The organism is Flavobacterium ichthyis (assembly GCF_009915155.1).
Taxonomy (GTDB): domain Bacteria; phylum Bacteroidota; class Bacteroidia; order Flavobacteriales; family Flavobacteriaceae; genus Flavobacterium; species Flavobacterium ichthyis.
On sequence record NZ_JAABLM010000006.1, the window covers coordinates 1 to 19,330 of the forward strand.

The 19,330-nt window shown below is 35.8% G+C and carries 21 protein-coding genes; 15 read left to right on the top strand and 6 right to left on the bottom strand.

Features of this window, described 5'->3' with window-relative positions:
• Nucleotides 1-131 precede the first annotated feature (131 nt).
• Nucleotides 132-842 carry a dipeptidase PepE gene (pepE, locus tag GV828_RS05850; protein WP_166536551.1) on the bottom strand — a complete coding sequence of 237 codons (711 nt, stop codon included), beginning with the start codon at nt 840-842 and terminating at the stop codon, nt 132-134.
• A 92-nt stretch (nt 843-934) separates the two neighbouring features.
• Here pepE and GV828_RS05855 point away from each other — a divergent pair, with 92 nt between their 5' ends.
• The 7 genes from GV828_RS05855 to GV828_RS05885 all read left to right on the top strand — a co-directional run bounded on the left by GV828_RS05855 (nt 935) and on the right by GV828_RS05885 (nt 6,940).
• Complete coding sequence (locus tag GV828_RS05855; protein WP_166536552.1) at nt 935-1,660, top strand: peptidase associated/transthyretin-like domain-containing protein; 726 nt, start codon at nt 935-937, stop codon at nt 1,658-1,660.
• Entirely contained in the window at nt 1,647-2,387 is a 741-nt protein-coding gene (locus GV828_RS05860; RefSeq protein WP_166536553.1) for a hypothetical protein, read from the top strand. The genes GV828_RS05855 and GV828_RS05860 overlap by 14 nt, the downstream gene beginning before the upstream one ends.
• Nucleotides 2,384-3,097: a hypothetical protein gene (locus tag GV828_RS05865; protein ID WP_166536554.1), complete on the top strand. Its 714-nt coding sequence runs from the start codon at nt 2,384-2,386 to the stop codon at nt 3,095-3,097. Before GV828_RS05860 ends, GV828_RS05865 begins: the two co-directional genes overlap by 4 nt.
• 15 nt (nt 3,098-3,112) lie before the next feature.
• A complete protein-coding gene (locus tag GV828_RS05870; protein ID WP_166536555.1) occupies nt 3,113-3,604 on the top strand; it encodes a DUF6702 family protein in 492 nt (163 codons plus the stop codon).
• 59 nt (nt 3,605-3,663) lie between these two features.
• Complete coding sequence (locus tag GV828_RS05875; RefSeq protein WP_166536556.1) at nt 3,664-5,880, top strand: M1 family metallopeptidase; 2,217 nt, start codon at nt 3,664-3,666, stop codon at nt 5,878-5,880.
• A gap of 82 nt (nt 5,881-5,962) precedes the next feature.
• Entirely contained in the window at nt 5,963-6,331 is a 369-nt protein-coding gene (locus GV828_RS05880; RefSeq protein ID WP_166536557.1) for a Sec-independent protein translocase subunit TatA/TatB, read from the top strand.
• A 6-nt stretch (nt 6,332-6,337) separates the two neighbouring features.
• Complete coding sequence (locus tag GV828_RS05885) at nt 6,338-6,940, top strand: phosphatase PAP2 family protein (protein WP_235935420.1); 603 nt, start codon at nt 6,338-6,340, stop codon at nt 6,938-6,940.
• Here GV828_RS05885 and GV828_RS05890 read toward each other — a convergent pair whose 3' ends face one another.
• Nucleotides 6,941-7,582 (bottom strand): O-methyltransferase, encoded by a 642-nt coding sequence (locus GV828_RS05890; protein ID WP_166536559.1) that lies wholly within the window; start codon nt 7,580-7,582, stop codon nt 6,941-6,943. It abuts the gene before it with no gap.
• A gap of 68 nt (nt 7,583-7,650) precedes the next feature.
• Between GV828_RS05890 and rlmN the strand changes: the two genes are divergently transcribed.
• The 6 genes from rlmN (at nt 7,651) to dnaG (ending at nt 14,687) form a co-directional block, all read left to right on the top strand.
• The gene (gene rlmN / locus GV828_RS05895) at nt 7,651-8,694 is read left to right on the top strand and encodes a 23S rRNA (adenine(2503)-C(2))-methyltransferase RlmN (protein ID WP_166536560.1); all 1,044 of its coding nucleotides are present in this window, start codon (nt 7,651-7,653) and stop codon (nt 8,692-8,694) included.
• Between the two features lie 220 nt (nt 8,695-8,914).
• Nucleotides 8,915-9,895 (top strand): polyprenyl synthetase family protein, encoded by a 981-nt coding sequence (locus tag GV828_RS05900; RefSeq protein WP_166536561.1) that lies wholly within the window; start codon nt 8,915-8,917, stop codon nt 9,893-9,895.
• A gap of 234 nt (nt 9,896-10,129) precedes the next feature.
• The gene (locus GV828_RS05905; RefSeq protein ID WP_166536562.1) at nt 10,130-10,690 is read left to right on the top strand and encodes an RNA polymerase sigma factor; all 561 of its coding nucleotides are present in this window, start codon (nt 10,130-10,132) and stop codon (nt 10,688-10,690) included.
• A complete protein-coding gene (locus tag GV828_RS05910; protein ID WP_166536563.1) occupies nt 10,677-11,315 on the top strand; it encodes a hypothetical protein in 639 nt (212 codons plus the stop codon). The genes GV828_RS05905 and GV828_RS05910 overlap by 14 nt, the downstream gene beginning before the upstream one ends.
• 34 nt (nt 11,316-11,349) lie before the next feature.
• A complete protein-coding gene (locus tag GV828_RS05915; protein ID WP_166536564.1) occupies nt 11,350-12,405 on the top strand; it encodes a hypothetical protein in 1,056 nt (351 codons plus the stop codon).
• A 305-nt stretch (nt 12,406-12,710) separates the two neighbouring features.
• Nucleotides 12,711-14,687 carry a DNA primase gene (gene dnaG, locus GV828_RS05920; protein ID WP_166536565.1) on the top strand — a complete coding sequence of 659 codons (1,977 nt, stop codon included), beginning with the start codon at nt 12,711-12,713 and terminating at the stop codon, nt 14,685-14,687.
• On the opposite strand, the gene GV828_RS05925 is transcribed toward dnaG, so the two are convergent.
• Nucleotides 14,684-15,310, bottom strand: a complete 627-nt coding sequence (locus tag GV828_RS05925) for a response regulator transcription factor (protein WP_166536566.1) — start codon at nt 15,308-15,310, stop codon at nt 14,684-14,686. The two genes, dnaG and GV828_RS05925, sit on opposite strands and share 4 nt — an antisense overlap.
• A gap of 82 nt (nt 15,311-15,392) precedes the next feature.
• On the bottom strand, nt 15,393-16,199 hold the full coding sequence (gene nadE / locus GV828_RS05930) for an NAD(+) synthase (protein ID WP_166536567.1): 807 nt from the start codon (nt 16,197-16,199) through the stop codon (nt 15,393-15,395).
• A gap of 115 nt (nt 16,200-16,314) precedes the next feature.
• On the opposite strand from nadE, the gene gldB reads away from it, so the two are divergent.
• The gene (gene gldB, locus GV828_RS05935; RefSeq protein ID WP_166536568.1) at nt 16,315-17,274 is read left to right on the top strand and encodes a gliding motility lipoprotein GldB; all 960 of its coding nucleotides are present in this window, start codon (nt 16,315-16,317) and stop codon (nt 17,272-17,274) included.
• Entirely contained in the window at nt 17,274-17,612 is a 339-nt protein-coding gene (gldC, locus tag GV828_RS05940) for a gliding motility protein GldC (RefSeq protein ID WP_166536569.1), read from the top strand. The genes gldB and gldC overlap by 1 nt, the downstream gene beginning before the upstream one ends.
• 31 nt (nt 17,613-17,643) lie before the next feature.
• Here gldC and yihA read toward each other — a convergent pair whose 3' ends face one another.
• Together yihA and GV828_RS05950 are read right to left on the bottom strand one after the other, a co-directional pair.
• Nucleotides 17,644-18,267 (bottom strand): ribosome biogenesis GTP-binding protein YihA/YsxC, encoded by a 624-nt coding sequence (gene yihA / locus GV828_RS05945; RefSeq protein WP_166536570.1) that lies wholly within the window; start codon nt 18,265-18,267, stop codon nt 17,644-17,646.
• Nucleotides 18,268-18,336: 69 nt separating this feature from the next.
• The gene (locus GV828_RS05950; protein ID WP_166536571.1) at nt 18,337-19,101 is read right to left on the bottom strand and encodes an alpha/beta fold hydrolase; all 765 of its coding nucleotides are present in this window, start codon (nt 19,099-19,101) and stop codon (nt 18,337-18,339) included.
• Between the last annotated feature and the right edge of the window lie 229 nt (nt 19,102-19,330).

The following is a 19,330-nucleotide window of genomic DNA, read 5'->3' on the forward strand; positions in this document are numbered from 1 at the left end:
TGTTTTTTTTGGTGTGCACTTACTTGCGTGAGGGATTGAAGTGAAAAGCCCACAGCGAGGAGGAACGACGAGGGAGGACTTGAAACGAAAAGCCCGACCCGGAGCTTGCGGAGGGACACGCCCAAAATTTTTTAAGAGATTAAATCTGCAAGATTGGTTTTAGGAGAAATTTCTTTTGGTTCGTACGCTTTTGTAAAGAGTCGAGCTGTTAAATTTCCTTCAAGAATTGTTTTGTTATCAGTTACTCGTAGCCAACTTCCTTCACGTAAGCCAAGAACGGGAATATTATTTTGGGTATGGAACTCATTTATTCTAGTTTCTCGGGTTTCTCCCATATGTGTCGAGCCTGGCAGTGGGTCTAAATAATGTGGATTGAGGTTAAAATTTAAAATTTGCAGTGCATCGAAGCTTGGTGGATAAACAATTGGCATATCGTTTGTGGTTTTAATCGAAAGTCCCGTGATGTTGCTCCCGGCACTGGTTCCTAAGTAAGGAGTTCCGTTTTCAATTACAGTTTTTAATGGGTCAAGCAAGTTAAAATGGTATAGGTTTGTTAGAAGTACAAATGTGTTTCCGCCTCCAACGAAGATTCCTTGAGCTTTTTCAATGGCTTCAATTTTATTAGAAAATGCGTGTAAACCTTGTATTTTTTTATTAACTTTAGAGAAAGCGTCGGAAACGATTTGGGTATATTCATCGTGAGAAATTCCGTTTGGCCTTGCAAAGGGAATAAATAAAATTGTGTCACAGTTTTGAAAGAGCTTTTCTATTTCTGGAAAAAGATACGCAAGGTAATTTTCACCGTGCAAAGTGGAGGTAGAAGCTACTATTAAGTTTTTCATGGTAGTAAATTGTTTAACACAAATTTATCACCTCTTTGACAATTTATTTTGATCTTTCCCGAATATTTTTACAAAATTAAATATCTACAGCTATGAAAAAATTCTACACCATATTATTTTTTGCGTTATATTATAGTATTATGGCGCAATATCAAGAAAAAAAATTAACCGGTATTGTGATGGCTGGAGCCTATCCTGCGGAAGGTGTTGAGATTTTTTCTTTCTCTAACGCTGCTACAATAAAGTCCAATGTAAAAGGAGAGTTTTCGATTATGGCCAAACCGAATGATGTATTCGTTTTTTCGAGTGTTAATTTTGAAATAACGCGAAGAACACTAACCATCATGGAATATCAAGCCGGAAAAATCATTGTGACGTTAACTCCCAGAGTCACTCAATTGGAAGAGGTTATAGTCGAAAATAATGCTCTTAACTATGGAACTGGCTCCGATGTGAAACATTATTCTAGAGCTGAAAGGAAATTACGTACCGGGGCAACACCTGTTAGATTAGATCAAGGAATTATGGTAAGCAATGACGCCATTGCTAATGCCGTTACCGGACGCACAAAAGAAATGAAAAAGGAATTAGCGGTGGAGCGGCGAGAAAAGGCTATGGCAAAATTGCAAGCCTATTTTCCTGATGATTACTTGCTCGAAAATTATAGAATTAAAAAACAATTCCTTCAAGGTTTTCGTTTCTTTGCAGTAGAAGATGACGATATTAGAACGCTCCTTGAAATTGAAAAATCTCTTGAACTCGAAATTGAGTTGGCAAAATTGGCCGCCGTTTATAAAGATGCTCATGCGGATGAATAAAATTGGGCTATTAGTTATATTTTGGATTGCCGCCACAACTTTTGGTCAGGAAAAATTAATTTCTGGAAAAATTATTTTTGGAACTAGCCCGTTGAAAGGAATCGAAATTATCAATCTAGTGAATGATAAAACGACAATTTCTGAAAATGATGGAACCTTTTCAATTTTGGCGAAAGCCGATGATTTACTAGTATTTGCCTCAGAAAATTATCGGTATAGAAGAAAAATAATCTCAGAGGCCGAAGTGTTGTCAGGAAAAGTTTTGATTGAATTAGAACCAAAACCTATAGATATTGATGAAATTTTCATTTTTAACCAACAGCTTGATGCGGTAAAGATGGGAATTTTATCTAAACCTGCAAAACGATATACCCCAGCCGAAAGACGTTTAAAAACCGCATCTGAGGCACAATTATTTTTAGGGCCAGGAATGATATTAATGCCAACCGATTTTATTTTAAATGCCATTTCAGGTCGCACTAAATTGCTAAAAAAAGAATTGGCAATCGAGAGAAAAGAAATGGCAATAGCCTCTTTAGAAAATCTTTTTGATGAAAAATATATCATTACCTCTCTTCAAATTCCTAAGGATTACGTGGGAGAATTTAAATATTTTGCTGTTGAACAAGATGATTTTGGCAAAATTCTTCAAGAAAAAAACCGAATAAAAGCTGCATTTTTACTTACACAAATTTCTCAAAGATTCAAAATTCGACGTGGTTTATGAAGAAAACTATTTTCTTAATTTTTTTATTTTTAATTAAAATTTCGGTAGCACAAGAAAAAATGCTTGTGGGAAAAGTGAATGCATTTGGTAACCTTGAAGGTATTAATGTGGTAAATTTAGTAAATGAAAAATCAGCGATAACTAATGCAGTCGGCGAGTTTCAAATTTTGGCAAAGGAAGACGATCTCATAATCTTATCTTCTTTAGATTTGGAATACAAACGAAAAATTATCTCTGAAAGCGAATTTAAATTAGGAAAATTCGTGGTGGAAATGGTTGCTAAGCCACAACAAATTGATGAAGTAACCATTACAGAATACAGGATTGACGCGGTAAAAGCGGGAATTCTATCAAAACCTGCCAGACAATATACCCCAGCCGAAAGAAGACTTTATACCGCAACAACGGGTGGCGGAATTCTGCCAATTGATGCCATTATTAACCTGATCACCGGAAGAACTAAAATGTTAGTGAAGGAAGTTGAAATTGAAAAAAGAGAAATGGCTCGCGAACAGATAAATAATTGGTTTGACGATCAATACTTAATGAAAACTTACAATATTTCTGAGGAAAAGATTGAGGCATTCAAATTTTACGTAGTAGAAAATGATGAATTGAGAACTCATCTAAAATCAAAAAATAAAGAACGAACAAAGTTGCTACTTACCAAACTTTCCATAGATTACCTAAAATTAAATTCCGAACAATAATTGTAAATTTATCAAATGAAAAAATGGGTATTTTTGATTTTGGTCTTTGCGGCAACTTCTGGATTCACCACGCATAAATTCTACGTTTCTATTAACGAAGTAAATTTTTCTGCATCCAAAAACCGATTAGAAATTACATCTAGAATCTTTATCGACGACCTTGAATTGGCATTAGAAAAAAGATTTAACACTAAGTTTAACCTTGGAACTTCTCAACAAAAAAGCGATTTCGTAGCATTTCTTCAAAAATATTTCAACGAAAAATTGCAGGTAAAAGTAAACCAAGTTTCAAGAACGCCTCAAATAGTCAACACCGAAATAGAAGATGGCGTATTTATTTGTTACTTTTTGATAAAAGATGTAGCGAAAATTCAAAACATCGAGATAAAAAACACAGCATTGATGGAACTTTATGACCAGCAACACATATTCCACATTAACGTTTCAGGAAATAAAAAAAGTGTTATGCTTACTGATGCAAACCAGTCAGAATTGTTAAAATTTTAGCTTTCTTTTCGGCTCTCAATCAAAAACCGTAATTTTCATCGTTATTTCAATTCAACAAAATGAAAAAAATCTGTTGCCTCTTATTACTTTTTCCAGCAATAATTTTTGCCCAAGAAAAAGAGTCTGAAAAAAAACGAGAATCCGGACGTTATGACAACAATCGTTTCAGTCAAATGTACGATATAATGGCAACTCCAAATATGTTCAGAACAGCTTCTGGAGCTCCCGGATCTGCTTATTATCAACAACAGGCAGATTATAAAATAGACATTGAACTTGACGATAAAAACACCAAAATTTTTGGAAAAGAGACCATCACTTACCATAATAATGCTCCTGAAGGTTTAGAATATTTATGGATTCAGTTGGATCAAAATCAAAACGCGCGTTCTTCAAAAAGTCCATTGGTTGAAAACCAAAGAATGGATCAAGCGTTGACACCTTCTGGTTTTGCCAAAAAATATAACGAAGAAGATTTTGACGGCGGCTTTAATATCGAATATGTTCGGGACGCTTCGGGAAAACCAATGCGTTATGTGATTAACGAAACCATGATGCGGATTGATTTGCCAAAACCATTAAAACCTAAAGAAAAAATTTCTTTTTCGATAAAATGGTGGTACAACATCAATAATTACAGAGTTTATGGTGGAAGATCAGGTTACGAACATTTTGATTCTGACGGAAATAATATCTACGTGATTGCACAGTTTTACCCTCGAATGGCGGTTTACAACGATGTTGAAGGTTGGCAAAATATGCAATTTTGGGGATCGGGAGAATTTGCGCTTCCGTTCGGAAATTTTGATGTAAATATTACCGTACCAGCAGATCACGTTTTGGAAGCCACCGGAGAGTTGCTTAATCGAGATGAAGTTTTTACTAAAGAACAACTAAAACGGTACAAACTCGCCGAAAACACATTTGATAAACCTATTGAAATTGTTACCCAAGCCGAAGCAGAAGCCGCATCAAAAGGATTTTCTAACAAGAAAAAAACCTGGAAATTTAGCGCCAAAAATGTAAGAGACTTTGGGATTTCATCGTCCAGAAAATTTATTTACGATGCGATGGCGGTGCAGTTATCATCTCGAAAAACCATGGCAATCTCGCTTTATCCGCCAGAAGCCAATCCGTTATGGGGAGAACTTTCTACCAAAACCGTAGCTCATACTTTAAAATGTTATTCTGCCAGAACTTTTGATTATCCGTATCCAAAAGCCATTTCAATTTCAGCGGAAGATCAAGGAATGGAATACCCAATGATTTGCTGGAATTACGGTCGTCCGGACGACAAAGGTTTTGTGAGCGACAGAATTCGTTATGGCATGCAAAGCGTGATTATTCACGAAGTGGGACACAATTTTTTTCCAATGATTGTCAATTCTGATGAACGCCAATGGTCTTGGATGGACGAAGGCCTCAACACTTTTTTGCAATATTTAGCCGAGAAAGATTTAGACCCAAATTATCCCTCGCAACGTGGTCCGGCAAAAAATATCGTGCCGTACATGAAAGGTGCCCAAAATTTCCTCGAACCCATAATGTCTAATTCCGAAACCATTCATCAATTTGGTGCCAACGCTTACGCAAAACCGGCAACGGGACTCAATATTTTGCGCGAAACCATTATGGGACACGAACTCTTTGACTTTGCTTTTAAAACGTATGCCAATCGCTGGAAATTTAAACATCCCACTCCAGAAGATTTTTTCCGAACCATGGAAGATGCTTCCGCTGTAGATTTAGACTGGTTTTGGCGAGGCTGGTTTTATTCCACCAACTATGTTGACCTTGGAATAAAAGACGTAAAACAATATCGTGTAACCGATAAAAAACCAGAAGATTTAGAAAAAGTTTCCATAAGACGCGGCAGATTTAATCAGGAAGCCGGGCCGTTTGTATATTTCGTAGAAGATAAAAATAATTTGGCTTCCGCCGATGTAACGCTTTTACAGGATTTCATTAACCAAAAATATTCATTGGAAGAACGAGCAAAAATACGTCAGCCAAAATACTTTTATGAAGTAACTTTTGAAAAACCTGGCGATATGTTGATGCCAATTTTGGTACAATTAACCTATGATGATGGTACTTCAGAAGATTTTAATTTTCCAGTACAAATTTGGCGAAAAGGTAATGATGTTGTAGGGAGAGTTTTTGCCACAGAAAAAAAAGTGACAAAAATTCAGTTGGATCCAAAAGAGCAAACTGCCGATATTGATGTTTCAAATAATACTTGGCCGAAGGAGCAGTTAAAATCTAAATTTGATTAAGCGTTAAAATTTTAGTAAGGTTTGAGTTCAAAAAAAGCCAAACGTACATTTTTAACGTATCTTTGAAAAAAATAGAAAGACTATGTTTGGAATAGGAGGTTCAGAATTGTTTTTTATTATCATCGTAGCTATTATGCTTTTCGGTGCCGATAAAATTCCAGAAGTAGCAAGAGGTTTGGGCAAAGGAATGCAACAATTACGCAACGCTACTGACGATTTAAAAAGCGAAATACATAAAACAGCCGAAGAAAATGGACTAGACAAAAATTCATTAACTGGCGGAATTTCGGACGAAGTACAAAAAGTTAAAGAAAATTTTTCCAAAATCATGGAAAACTCTAACGACAGAAGTTTTGGCTTAGACAAAATTACAGAAGATATCAACTCAGAAATCAACGAAGTTAAAGATGATATCGAGTCGATTCAAGGTCCAATTAAAAGACAACGCTAGAATTTGATGGAAACATTACTGGAGTTAGACAGAAATATTTTTATTTTTTTAAACAATTTAGGTGCTGAAACCTTTGATGGTTTTTGGGCATTTATCACCAAACAAATCAACTGGATTCCAGTTTTTGCCATTTTTGCCTATTTGGTTTTCAAACATTTAGGCTGGCGTCACGCTGTTTTGATTTTGTTGATGTTGGCATTGCTCATCACTTTAACCGATCAAACCACTAATTTTTTTAAAAATTATTTCCTTCGCCTTCGTCCCGGAAGTGATCCTTCCCTCGACGGTTTGATTAGAGCGGTTCAAACACGAAAATCTTACAGTTTTATTTCGGGCCACGCATCAAATTCTATGGCGGCAGCGTATTTTTTGTTCAGAGTTTTGAAACCCTACGTAAAATTCATGGGCTTCATATTCATTTGGCCATTCATCTTTGCTTACAGTAGGATTTATTTAGGACTGCATTATCCAGGCGATATTTTGGCCGGATACGTTTGGGGAATTTTAACTGCTACGTTAATTATGCAGTTGTATATTTTTCTTCGAAATAAATATTTTCCGCAAAAGGAACAAGTGGATCACCCCACTAACGACGAACCTTTAACTTAATCACAAAACCCGGCAAACCGTTAAGCCATCTCTAACAGGTAATAAAACAGTTTCCACTCTCGGGTCTTCTTTTAGTTTTTTATTGTATTCTAAAAGAACTTGTGTTTTTTTGTCGTTCGTTTTTATTTGTTCCAAAATTTTTCCGCTCCAAAGCACATTGTCCGATAAAATGATGCCGCCTTTATTCATCATCGGAACAATCATTTCAAAATAGTTGATGTAATTGTCTTTGTCAGCATCTATAAAAACCAAATCAAATTTTTTGTTCAAATTAGGAATTATCTCCAAAGCATTTCCTAAATGTTGAAAAATCTGGTTTCCCCAATTTGATAAATCAAAATACTTCCGTTGAATCGAAACCAATTCTTCGTTATTATCAATCGTATCAACCGAACCATTTTCTTCCAAACCTTCCGCTAAACAAAGCGTGGCATAACCCGTGTAAGTCCCAATTTCCAAAATATTTTTCGGCCGAATTAATTTCGACAACATACTTAAAACACGCCCTTGAAAATGACCGCTTAACATTCTCGGTTGCATAATTTTTTGATGCGTTTCCCGGTTTAAAGCCGCCAAAAGTTGGGGTTCATTTTCGGAGTGTTGTTCCACATAAAGTTCGAGTTCTGGAGAAATAAAATGCATAATCGTTTGGTTTTAGGCAAAATTATAAAAATATAGCAGGTATTAAAAGTAATAGTTACCTTTGCACCATGCAAATGGAGAAGAAAGACATCAGAGCGTTAAGCAAAGAACAATTGCGTGATTTTTTTGTGGCAAATGGCGAAAAAGCCTTTCGTGGCAATCAGGTTTACGAATGGTTGTGGAGCAAATCTGCCCATACTTTTGCCGACATGACCAATTTGGCAAAACCAACACGTGAAATGCTCGAAAATAATTTTGTCATCAATCACATCAAAGTCGATCAGATGCAAAAAAGCGAAGACGGAACCGTGAAAAATGCCGTTCGTTTGCACGATGGTTTGGTGGTAGAATCCGTTTTAATTCCTACCGAAACCCGTACCACGGCTTGTGTTTCCAGCCAAGTAGGTTGTAGTCTCGATTGTAATTTTTGCGCAACAGCGCGACTTAAAAGAATGCGAAATTTGGGTCCTGACGAAATTTTTGACCAAGTGGTTGCCATCGATAACGAAAGTAAATTGTACCACAACCGTCCACTTTCAAACATTGTTTTTATGGGAATGGGCGAACCGCTCATGAACTACAACAACGTTCTAAAAGCCATCGAAAAAATTACTTCGCCCGAAGGTTTGGGCATGTCACCAAAACGCATCACCTTGTCCACTTCCGGAATCCCGAAAATGATTAAAAAATTGGCGGACGACGAAGTAAAGTTCAAATTGGCCGTTTCGCTTCACTCTGCAATCGACGAAATTCGCAGCAAAATTATGCCGTTTAGCGAAAATTTTCCGTTAAAAGATTTGCGCGAAGCCTTACAATATTGGTATTCTAAAACCAAAAGTCGCGTTACCTACGAATACGTCGTTTGGCGTGACATCAATGACAACAAGGCTTCCATCGATGCCTTGGTCAAGTTTTGCAAATATGTTCCTTGCAAAGTCAACCTAATCGAGTACAACCCAATCGACGATGGCGAATTTCAGCAAGCCTCAGAAGCCTCGATAAATGCTTACATCCAAGCCTTGGAAGCTAACGATATCGTGGTAAAAGTTCGCCGAAGCCGCGGAAAAGACATCGATGCCGCTTGTGGTCAATTGGCCAATAAAGAAGGATAATTTTTTATTTTTTCGGAGCCAATCGTCAGGCATTTTTTAAACCATTTTCCCGCTTTCCGCTTCAATCTTTTCTCAATTACTGGGGTAATTGAGAAAAGGATTTCCGCTTTAATCGGGGCTAAAAAAAACTTTAGGCATTTTTTAAGCGTTTGGAAAAACTGCCGGAATCTTTCAATCTTCAATTTTCAATCATAAATCCGAAATTCCTATCTTTGCTTCAATGAAAATCACAGAGCAAATAAAGCAGCCCATCTTGCACGAAATGGAACTTTTCGAAAAAAAGTTTCATCAGGCAATGTCTTCAAAAGTGGCTTTGCTCAACCGAATCACCTATTACATCGTCAACCGAAAAGGAAAACAAATGCGACCCATGTTTGTTTTTCTGACCGCCAAAATGGTTTCGGGTGGAACAATCAACGAACGAACTTATCGTGGTGCTTCAGTAATCGAATTGATTCACACCGCAACTTTAGTTCACGATGACGTCGTGGATGATAGCAATCGTCGTCGCGGATTTTTTTCGATAAACGCTTTGTGGAAAAATAAAATTGCCGTCCTCGTTGGCGATTATTTGCTTTCAAAAGGTTTATTGCTTTCCATCGACAACGGCGATTTTGATTTGCTCAAAATTATTTCCGTAGCCGTTCGGGAAATGAGTGAAGGTGAACTTTTGCAAATAGAAAAAGCCCGAAGACTTGACATTACGGAAGACGTTTATTACGAAATCATTCGCCAAAAAACCGCCACATTAATAGCCGCTTGTTGTTCGCTTGGTGCTTGTTCTGTGTTACCCGAAAATGCAGAATTGGTCGAAAAAATGCGAAAATTCGGTGAATTGATTGGCATGGCTTTTCAAATCAAAGACGATTTGTTCGATTATACTGATGATGCTATCGGAAAACCAACCGGAATCGACATTAAAGAACAAAAAATGACACTTCCCTTAATTTATGTATTAAATACTTGTTCGCCAAAAGAAAAATCGTGGCTCATCAATTCCATCAAAAACCACAATAAGAATAAAAAACGCGTCAAAGAGGTTATAACTTTTGTAAAAGAAAAAGAAGGCTTACTGTATGCTGAAGAAAAAATGATTCAATTTCAGCGGGAAGCCTTGTCGTTAATTGAAAATTTTCCTCCTTCGCCATATAAAGAGGCTTTAGTTTTGATGGTGAACTATGTGATTGATAGAAAGATTTGATTATTCGATTATTAGATTATTCGATTATTAGATTATTAGATCATTAGATTATTAGATAATTAGAAAAATAGATAATTAGAAAAAAAGTGATTAAATATCGATAGTTAAGTCTTATTTAATTACCCACATTAACAAATTTTCTAATTTTTTTCACTTCCATGCAACCATTTTAAATCCGCAATCGTCTATGTAATAGAAATCGGATACAAATTCAATTTCCTTAAAACAAAAAAGTTGAAAGTAATTAATTTACATCAAAACGAAAAAAAATTGATTTTGCAAGCGGCGGAAAATAACCGTCAGGCACAACAGCAATTGTACTCAAAATTTTCGCCAAAGATGTTAGGGATTTGCCGGCAATATGTAAAAGATTTGCATCAAGCCGAAGATGTGATGATTACAGCTTTTATGAAGGTTTTTGCCAACTTAAAAAATTTTGAGCATAAGGGAAGTTTTGAAGGCTGGATCAGGCGAATTATGGTAAACGAATGCATTTCCTTTCTTCGAAGTAATAAAAAATTACAATACACAGAAGACGAAAATTTTTTCGAAGAAAGCCATAACAATACGGAAAGCCATTTTAATGTTGAAGAAATTCAATTGTTGATTGATAGTTTGCCGGACGGTTACAAAATGGTTTTTAACCTTTATTGCATCGAAGGATTTAAACACCAAGAAATTGCAAAGATGTTGTCCATTTCGGAAGGAACATCAAAATCGCAATTATCACACGCCAGAAAATTATTACAACAACAGATTAACAAAATAAAGAATTTTCAAAATGGGACTGAATAAATTAGAGCAGGATTTTAGAGAAAAGCTGGGTTCCCGGGAAATTCAGCCGACTGAAATGGCTTGGGACAAACTCAACGCCATGTTGGATCAAAACGAACAAAAAATCGCCAAAAAAAATAATAAAAACTGGTTGTACATTGCCGCTGCAATTTTTGTTTTTGTAGGATTAGGTTCGGTTTTTTTCAATAATTCAGAAACAATTCCGGTAGAAAAAACGGTAACCGAAGCACCCAAAAAAATAGAGAAATCGGTAACCCCAGATATAGTTCCGGTTGTTAAAAATAAGAGCCAAATTGCCGCAGCTCCTACTTTTGCGAAAGCGATAATAATAGAATCTAAAATTCCAGAAATTGCTCCAGAAGTCAACTTTGAAGAAACGCCGGCAATAACTCCGTCAAACCGCTACATCGAAGCCGATCAACTTTTGGCGGAAGCCGAAACCCGTCTTCAAGCCGAAAGAATTAATAAATATGTAACGAAATCGAATATTAAAGTAGATGCTAAAAATTTGCTTCAAAATGCTGATGATGAGGTAAATGAAGATTTTAAAAATCGATTAGTCAACTCCATTAATAAAAACTACGAAACCGTAAAAACCTCTCTCGCAAATCGCAATTACGAATAAATCAAAAATCGAACAATAATTAACACCATCAATCATGCAAAAAATAATTTTTTACGCAGTGGCAATGTTATGCCTCTTTACCGCCAAAATTTTCGCACAAGAATCTTTTGAAACACAGGCGAAAAAAATTGCCAAACAAATTCAAGTCATTACTAAACAAGAAAAAGATTCCCTAAAAATGGAGATTGAAAAGGTGAATAATGACCTTGATGACAACAAAATTACTAATGAACAAGCCGACGAACGCAAAATGCAGCTGGCTGACAAACGTGCAAAAAACATCGAAACTCGCGTAGCTCTTGAAGAAGCAAAACTTACCGAACTGGTAAAAAAACAAGTTGAAGGCACTTTACCAAGTCAAAAAGGCGTGAAACTTTCCTATCAATGGGACAATTGGGAAAACGACAAAAAAGTACGTGACAGCGTGAGAAAAACCATCAGCGAATTTCGCACAACCTCCCAATTTGTTTTCGCTTTCGGGTTCAATAACGTATTGGAAGACGGCAATTTAGGTTCAATTGAAGGCAATGATTTCAAGGTTTGGGGCTCTCGATTTGTCGAAACCGGAATCACTTTCAACACCCGAATTCTTAAAAATCACAACCTTTTACACGCCAAATACGGAGTTTCATTGATGAAAAACACGCTTCGTCCAACAGACAATCGGGTTTTCGTAAACCAAGGAGATCAAACCACGCTTGAAAATTATCCTTTAAACTTAAAAGACAGTAAGTTAAGAAATATTTATGTAGTAGTTCCCGTACATTTAGAGTTTGATTTCACTAAAAAACAAAACACCGGTGAACGCACTTATTTTCGCACTCATGAAAGTTTTCGCATCGGGATTGGCGGTTATGCAGGAGGAAATATCAAATCGAAAAGCGTGATTAGATACGAGGAAAACGGTAACAAAGTTCGCGAACGAAGCCGTGGCGATTACAACGTCAACGATTTTATCTACGGTTTGAGCGCTTACATCGGTTACGGCGAAATTTCGCTCTACGCAAAATATGACCTCAATCCCATTTTTGAGAACAACACAATCGACCAAAATAACGTTTCGCTCGGAATTCGTTTCGATCTTAATTAGTAGTTAAATAGTTAGTTAACAAATACCTGCAAAATTATTTTGTAGGTATTTTTTTATTTGGAGCAAACACTTTTGGCATTTTTTTAATCGTCGTCCCGCTTTCCGCTTCAATCTTTTATCAATTGCCCCGGATTAAAATCCGGGCAATTGACAAAAGGATTTCCGCTGCAATCGGGGCTAAAAACAAAGGTCATTTCATATTTTAATCGTCAGTAAAAAAGCAGCACGAGAAAATTTGGCGAAAGCCAAAAAATTTTCTACACAACAAATAAAAAAGTAAATTTACAGGCTCAAAACAAGCCAACATGATTTCTCGCAATACCATAGATACCGTTTTCGAAACCGCTCGCGTGGAAGAAGTCATTGGCGATTTTGTACAACTCAAGCGTGCCGGAAGTAATCTTAAAGGTTTGAGCCCTTTTTCTGACGAACGTTCACCGTCATTTATGGTTTCGCCCGTTAAACAAATTTGGAAAGACTTTAGTTCCGGAAAAGGCGGAAATGCCGTCACTTTCCTAATGGAACACGAGCATTTCACTTATCCGGAAGCCATTCGATATTTGGCAAAAAAATACAATATTGAGATTGAAGAAACCGAACAAACGGACGAAGCCAAAGCCGAAGCAAACGAAAAAGAAAGTATGTTTTTGGTATCGGAATTTGCAACTAAATATTTTCACAACACTTTATTGAACGATGAGGAAGGTCAGGCAATTGGCTATTCTTACTTTAAAGAACGTGGTTTCACTGCCGAAACCATTAAGAAATTCCAGTTGGGTTATTCACCAGATTCCTGGGATGCTTTCACCAAAGAAGCTTTAGGAAAAGGTTATCAATTAGAATTTTTAGAAAAAACCGGACTGACAATTGTAAAAGACGAAAAACAATTTGACCGTTTCAAAGGTCGCGTGATGTTCCCTATTCTTAGTATTTCCGGGCGAACTTTAGGTTTTGGCGGAAGAATTTTAACCGGCGACAAAAAAGCGGCCAAATACCTCAATTCTCCCGAAAGCGATATTTACCACAAAAGTAAAGTGCTTTACGGAATTTTTCATGCCAAGCAAGCAATTGCCAAACTAAATAATTGTTTTTTAGTAGAAGGTTATACCGATGTGATTCAGATGCATCAATCTGGTATTGAGAATGTTGTGGCTTCTTCGGGAACGGCTTTAACTCCAGATCAAATTCGGTTGATTAATCGTTTGACGAAAAATATTACAGTTCTTTTTGACGGTGATGCCGCAGGTTTGAGAGCTTCTGTGAGAGGAATTGATTTGATTTTAGAAGAAGGGATGAATGTTCGGGTTTGTACTTTTCCGGATGGCGATGACCCGGATAGTTTTGCCAGAAAAAATTCGCATGAGGATTTAGTGAAATATTTGGAGGAAAATGCCAAAGATTTTATTCAGTTCAAGGCTTCACTTCTAATGAAAGAATCGCAAAATGATCCCATTAAAAAAGCAGAACTGATTAGAGACATGGTTTCTTCTATTTCTAAAATTCCGGACAGGATTCAGCGGGAAATTTACATTCAGGAAACCGCTAGAATTATGGATATTTCGGAGCAGGTTTTGGTGAATACTTTAGCACAATTGGTTCAGAAAGATATTTCGGAATTAGATAAAAAGATAAAACAAGAGCAAAAAGTTTTTGAAGTAGTGAAAAATGAAAATTTTCAGCAGGCTTCTAAAATTGATGTTTTATATGAATTGGAACGAAAAATCATCGAAATTTTATTGTTGTACGGAAACAAGCAAGAAGAATTTGAGGATGTTTTGTTGAAAACTAATGATGAAGGTGAGATTCAAAAAGTAACAGAGAAGAAAGAATATCTAGTTCATCAACGAATTTATTTGAGTCTTCAGGAAGATGAGGTGGAGTTTACAAATCCTATTTTTAAAGAGATTTATAATAATCTTATTAATTATTTTCATCAAAACGAAAATTTCAGCGTAGAAACTTATCTTATGCAACTTCCTGTGGAATTAGCTCAAGAGGTTACTGATATTTTTATGCAAGAGGAAAAGGAAGTATTGCACAATTGGGAAGGTCAAAATATTATTGTGAAACAAAAAGACCAAACGATAGGGCAATATGTATCGGAAACTATTTTGTCGCTCCGTTGGTTTTTAGTAAATAAAATAATCGAAGATTTAAAACAAGAAATTTCAACTGAAGTCGATGCCGATAACAGTGAGATACTTTCTATGGCAATGGATTATTACCAGTTAGTCAATTTTTTTTCGGAAAAATTAGGAAGAGTAATGTCGCGCTATAGTTAAACAATTTCTAAGGTTTTTGCTTTGTTTACTAAATCTACAAGATTAGTTACATTTAGTTTAGCTAATAATCTTAGCTTGTAAGTACTAACAGTTTTTTCGTTTAGGTCTAAAATTTCAGCTATCTCCTTGTTCTTTTTACCGTCACTTAAGTATCTTAAAACCTCAATTTCTCTTGATGATAATTTACGATAGAGCCTGTCATTTTTAGCTTTTTTACCCATCATTGCAAGATTTTTTCTCACAATTTCGCTGATTACTTGGTTGCCAGTTTTTACTTTGTTTACAGCGTTGACTAAGTTATCCATCTTAGAAGTTTTGCTAATGAAAGCGCTAATTCCAGCTTTAACCGCATTTGGTCCAAACATCACTTCGGACAAACTAGTAAAAACCACAATTTTAAGATTAGGATAATCACGTTTCATAGATTTCACAAGATTAATACTTGAGAGTCCTTTGAGTTCGAGATCTAGAATTAAAATTTCAATATTTTTGTTAGCAAGTACTTCTTCTAATTCGTCGTAATTTTCTACGTGTGCCAAAATTGTAATGTCCCTGTCGCGGAAGTAACTCTTTAAACCAAAATGCACAACAGGATGGTTGTCGGCAATGCAAACTTTTATCATGTCGTTTTAAATTAAAGTTAATTATTTTAAATATTTAGTAAATTTAGTTAAAAATTCATAATTATATTAAATTTTATATAAATTATTTTAATTCTTTTGGAATTTTACACACTGGTATTGGTTCCATCTTATGTTGGTTACTTTTATTAAGCCTTTCGAATATTGAAAAAACCTCGAGTTCACGACCCGTAAAAGCTTCTTTTTCTCTACCATTTTGGTGCTGTTCCATTGCCCATTCTAACTCGTCATAACTTGCCCCTAATTGTTGTTCGTCAGTTCTATCATCGCCAAATAATCCATCTGTTGGTGCTGCAATTAAGATTGAGTTTGGCACTTGTAAATATTCTGCCAATGTAAAAACTTCAGATTTCATCAAATCCGCAATGGGACTTAAATCAACACCACCGTCACCATACTTTGTAAAAAAGCCCACCCCAAAATCCTCTACTTTATTTCCCGTTCCGGCAACTAATAAACTATTTATTCCAGCATGATAATATAAAGTCATCATTCTCAATCTAGCACGAGTATTTGCTAGAGTAAGATGGTATTTTTTATCATCATTGCTTGCTGGTACAACTGTTTGAAACAAGTCGAACACTGTGGTCAAATTAGTTTCTGCCGAAGTAACGTTGCTAAAACGAGATTTTAATTGCGCAATATGTTCTTTTGCTCGAGAAACATGACTTTCAGCCTGATGTATAGGCATTTCCACACAAAGCGTTGGCAATCCCGTTGCGGCGCAAAGTGATGAGGTTACTGCCGAATCTACTCCTCCGGAAATTCCCACAACAAAACCATTTACTTTTGCGTTTAGAGCATAATCTCTTAACCAATTAATGATGTGGTTAGCAATATTTTTTGTTTGAAATGTATTGTTTTTTTGCATCTTATTTTATTTTGATAATATTTGTTCGCCTTATATTTGTATCCGTTACTAAAGTTAAAAAAACTAATCAAAAGTAACGGTTAAGTTTTAAAAGAAAAACACTAATAAAACCTAAATGAAGAAAATTTCATTATTGCTTTTTTTGATAATAGCTTTTGTCAATTGTGATAAAAAATCAAAAATCGAAAAACAAATAGAAGAAGTTCCGGTAAAATTAGAGGTAGAGCGGTTTGATAAAATTTTCTACGAATCGGCTCCAACAGAATTAACGGCAATTAAGGCTAAATTCCCCTATTTTTTTCCTGCTGGAGAACCTGACGAGGTGTGGCTTGCTAAAAAGAAAGATCCTTTGCTGAACGAAGTTCATGACGAAGTACAAAAAACTTTTGGCGATTTTTCCGCAGAAACTACTGAATTAGAATCCGCTTTTCAACACCTGAAGTATTATTATCCGCAGACCAATTTACCTAAAATAGTAACACTTATTTCTGAAGTAGATGTGGAATCTCGTATCATTTATGCCGATACTTTACTCCTAATTTCTCTGGATGTTTATCTCGGTAAAGACCACCGTTATTACGAAGGTTTTCCGCAATACCAAAGAAAAAATTTCGAAAAAAATCAAATCTTGCCCGATGTTGTTCAGGCTTTCGCCGAAACCAAAACAGCAATACCAACGGAGAAAAATTTGCTTAATTTATTAATTTACCACGGAAAAATGTTGTATTTCAAAGATCAAATTATTCCGGAAGCTTCTGATGCTGATAAAATAGGTTATACCAATGAAGAACTAAATTGGTCTCAAGAAAACGAAGGCTACATTTGGCGTTATTTTGTGGACGAAAATTTATTGTACGACAACGACCCAAAATTACCTGGAAGATTTGTAAATCCGGCTCCGTTTTCTAAATTTTATTTGGAAATTGATAACGAATCTCCGGGAAGAATTGGGCAATTTATAGGTTGGCAAATTGTTCGCTCCTATATGAAAAACAATGATGTATCTTTGCAAGACTTATTGCAAAAAGATGCAAAAGAAATTTTTGAAAATTCTAAATACAAACCCAAAAAATAATGTCGAAAATCATTAAATCTGACATAAAAATTACCGTAGAACTTGATGAAAATCGAGTGCCCGAAAAATTATTCTGGACCGCAAAAGATGGTGGTCTTGCGAAAGAACAAGCAAAAGCTATGATGCTTTCCTTCTGGGATAGCAATGTTCAGGAAACCATGCGAATTGATCTATGGACAAAAGATATGCCGGTGGACGAAATGAAAAAATTCTATCACCAAAGCTTAGTGGCGATGGCAGATAATTTCCAGAGAGCAACGGGAGACGAAAAAATGGCAGACACCATGCGTGATTTCTGCGATTATTTTGCCGAAAAAATGGACTTGATTAAAAAATAAAAAAAGCGGATTTTTCAATAATCCGCTTTTTTTAAATAAAATTATTTTGATCCTGAAACATCTCTTGGTTAATGTCATCAATATATTGTAAAACCGCGTCTTTCCCCGTTCCTTCGGTTGAAGAAGTGATAAAGTAAGGTGGCATTTCTTCCCAATTGTTCGCCAAAAGTGCTTTTCTGTAAGCAGCAACATTCGTTTCTGCTTTGTTTTTGCCAATTTTATCAGCTTTGGTAAATATAATTCCAAACGGAACTTCAATCGTACCTAAATAATTGATAAACTCCAAATCAATTTTTTGGGCTTCATGGCGAATATCAATCAACACAAAAGCGCAAACTAATTGTTCTCTTTTCTCGAAATATTCAGTAATAAATTTCTGAAAAACTTCTTTGGTTTTTTTTGAAACTTTGGCATACCCATAACCTGGCAAATCTACCAAAAACCAATTGCTGTTAATTTTAAAATGGTTGATTAACTGCGTTTTTCCTGGTCTTGCAGAAGTTTTTGCTAAATTTTTATTGCCCGTAATCATATTGATTAATGACGATTTTCCCACGTTCGACCGTCCGATAAACGCGTATTCCGGGATTCTTTCTGCGGGACATTTGGCAACGTTGCTGTTGCTAATGATAAATTCTGCCGTGTTAACTTTCATAAAAAAATTTTGGCAAAGGTAATTAAAATAAAAAAACCGCTTTCAATTGTCAGAAAACGGTTTCAAGTTTTATAAATTGGTTTTTTTGAGCCAGTCGTGCATCAATTGGTTAAATTCGTCCGGATGTTCCATCATAGCGGCATGCCCACATTTGTCAATCCAATATAAGGAAGAATTCGGCAACAATTCATGAAATTCTTCTGCAACTTCCGGTGGTGTCACTTTATCGTTTTTCCCCCAAATAATACAAGTTGGAACATGCATTTTCGGTAAATCTTTCGCCATGTTATGACGAATCGCACTCTTGGCAATTGTTAGGGTTTTAATCAATTTAATTCTGTCATTTGCCACAGCATAAACCTCATCCACAATTTCTTTGGTGGCAATTTTCGGGTCATAAAAAACATCTTCAGCTTTTTTCTGAATGTAATCATAATCACCACGTCTTGGATAACTGTCGCCCATCGCGCTTTCATAAAGTCCTGAACTTCCGGTAATTACAAGTCCAAGCATTTTCTCAGGATACATTTTCGTATGGTACAATGCAATGTGACCTCCTAAAGAATTTCCTAACAAAATCACCCGGTCGTATCCCTTATGCGTGATAAAATCTTTTACAAATTTGGCAAAAGCCTTCACATTTGTTTTTAAAATACTTTGGGTATAAATCGGTAATTCTGGGATAACCACTTTGTACCCCTGTTTCGGAAAATATTCTGCAACACCATCAAAGTTACTCAAACCTCCCATCAAGCCATGCAAAATGATAATTGGAGTTCCTTCTCCAGCTTCAAAGTAGGTATATTTGCCGTCTTTCTTTAAATTCTCTTTCATAGTGTGATACCTCATCTACGAGGTACACAAATATATAATTTTATCGGGAAAATTATAATGCTTCGCTTTAAAATCCATTTTCATATTTGTAAGTGTTGACTTTCAGGTGTTTATTATTTTTTAAAAAATTCCACTTACGCAAAATTTACTCGTCTTAGGTACAAATTCGCTGCAAAATCAACTCCAAATCGCTTTAACACTGATAATCGCTAAAATGCTTCAAAAAAAA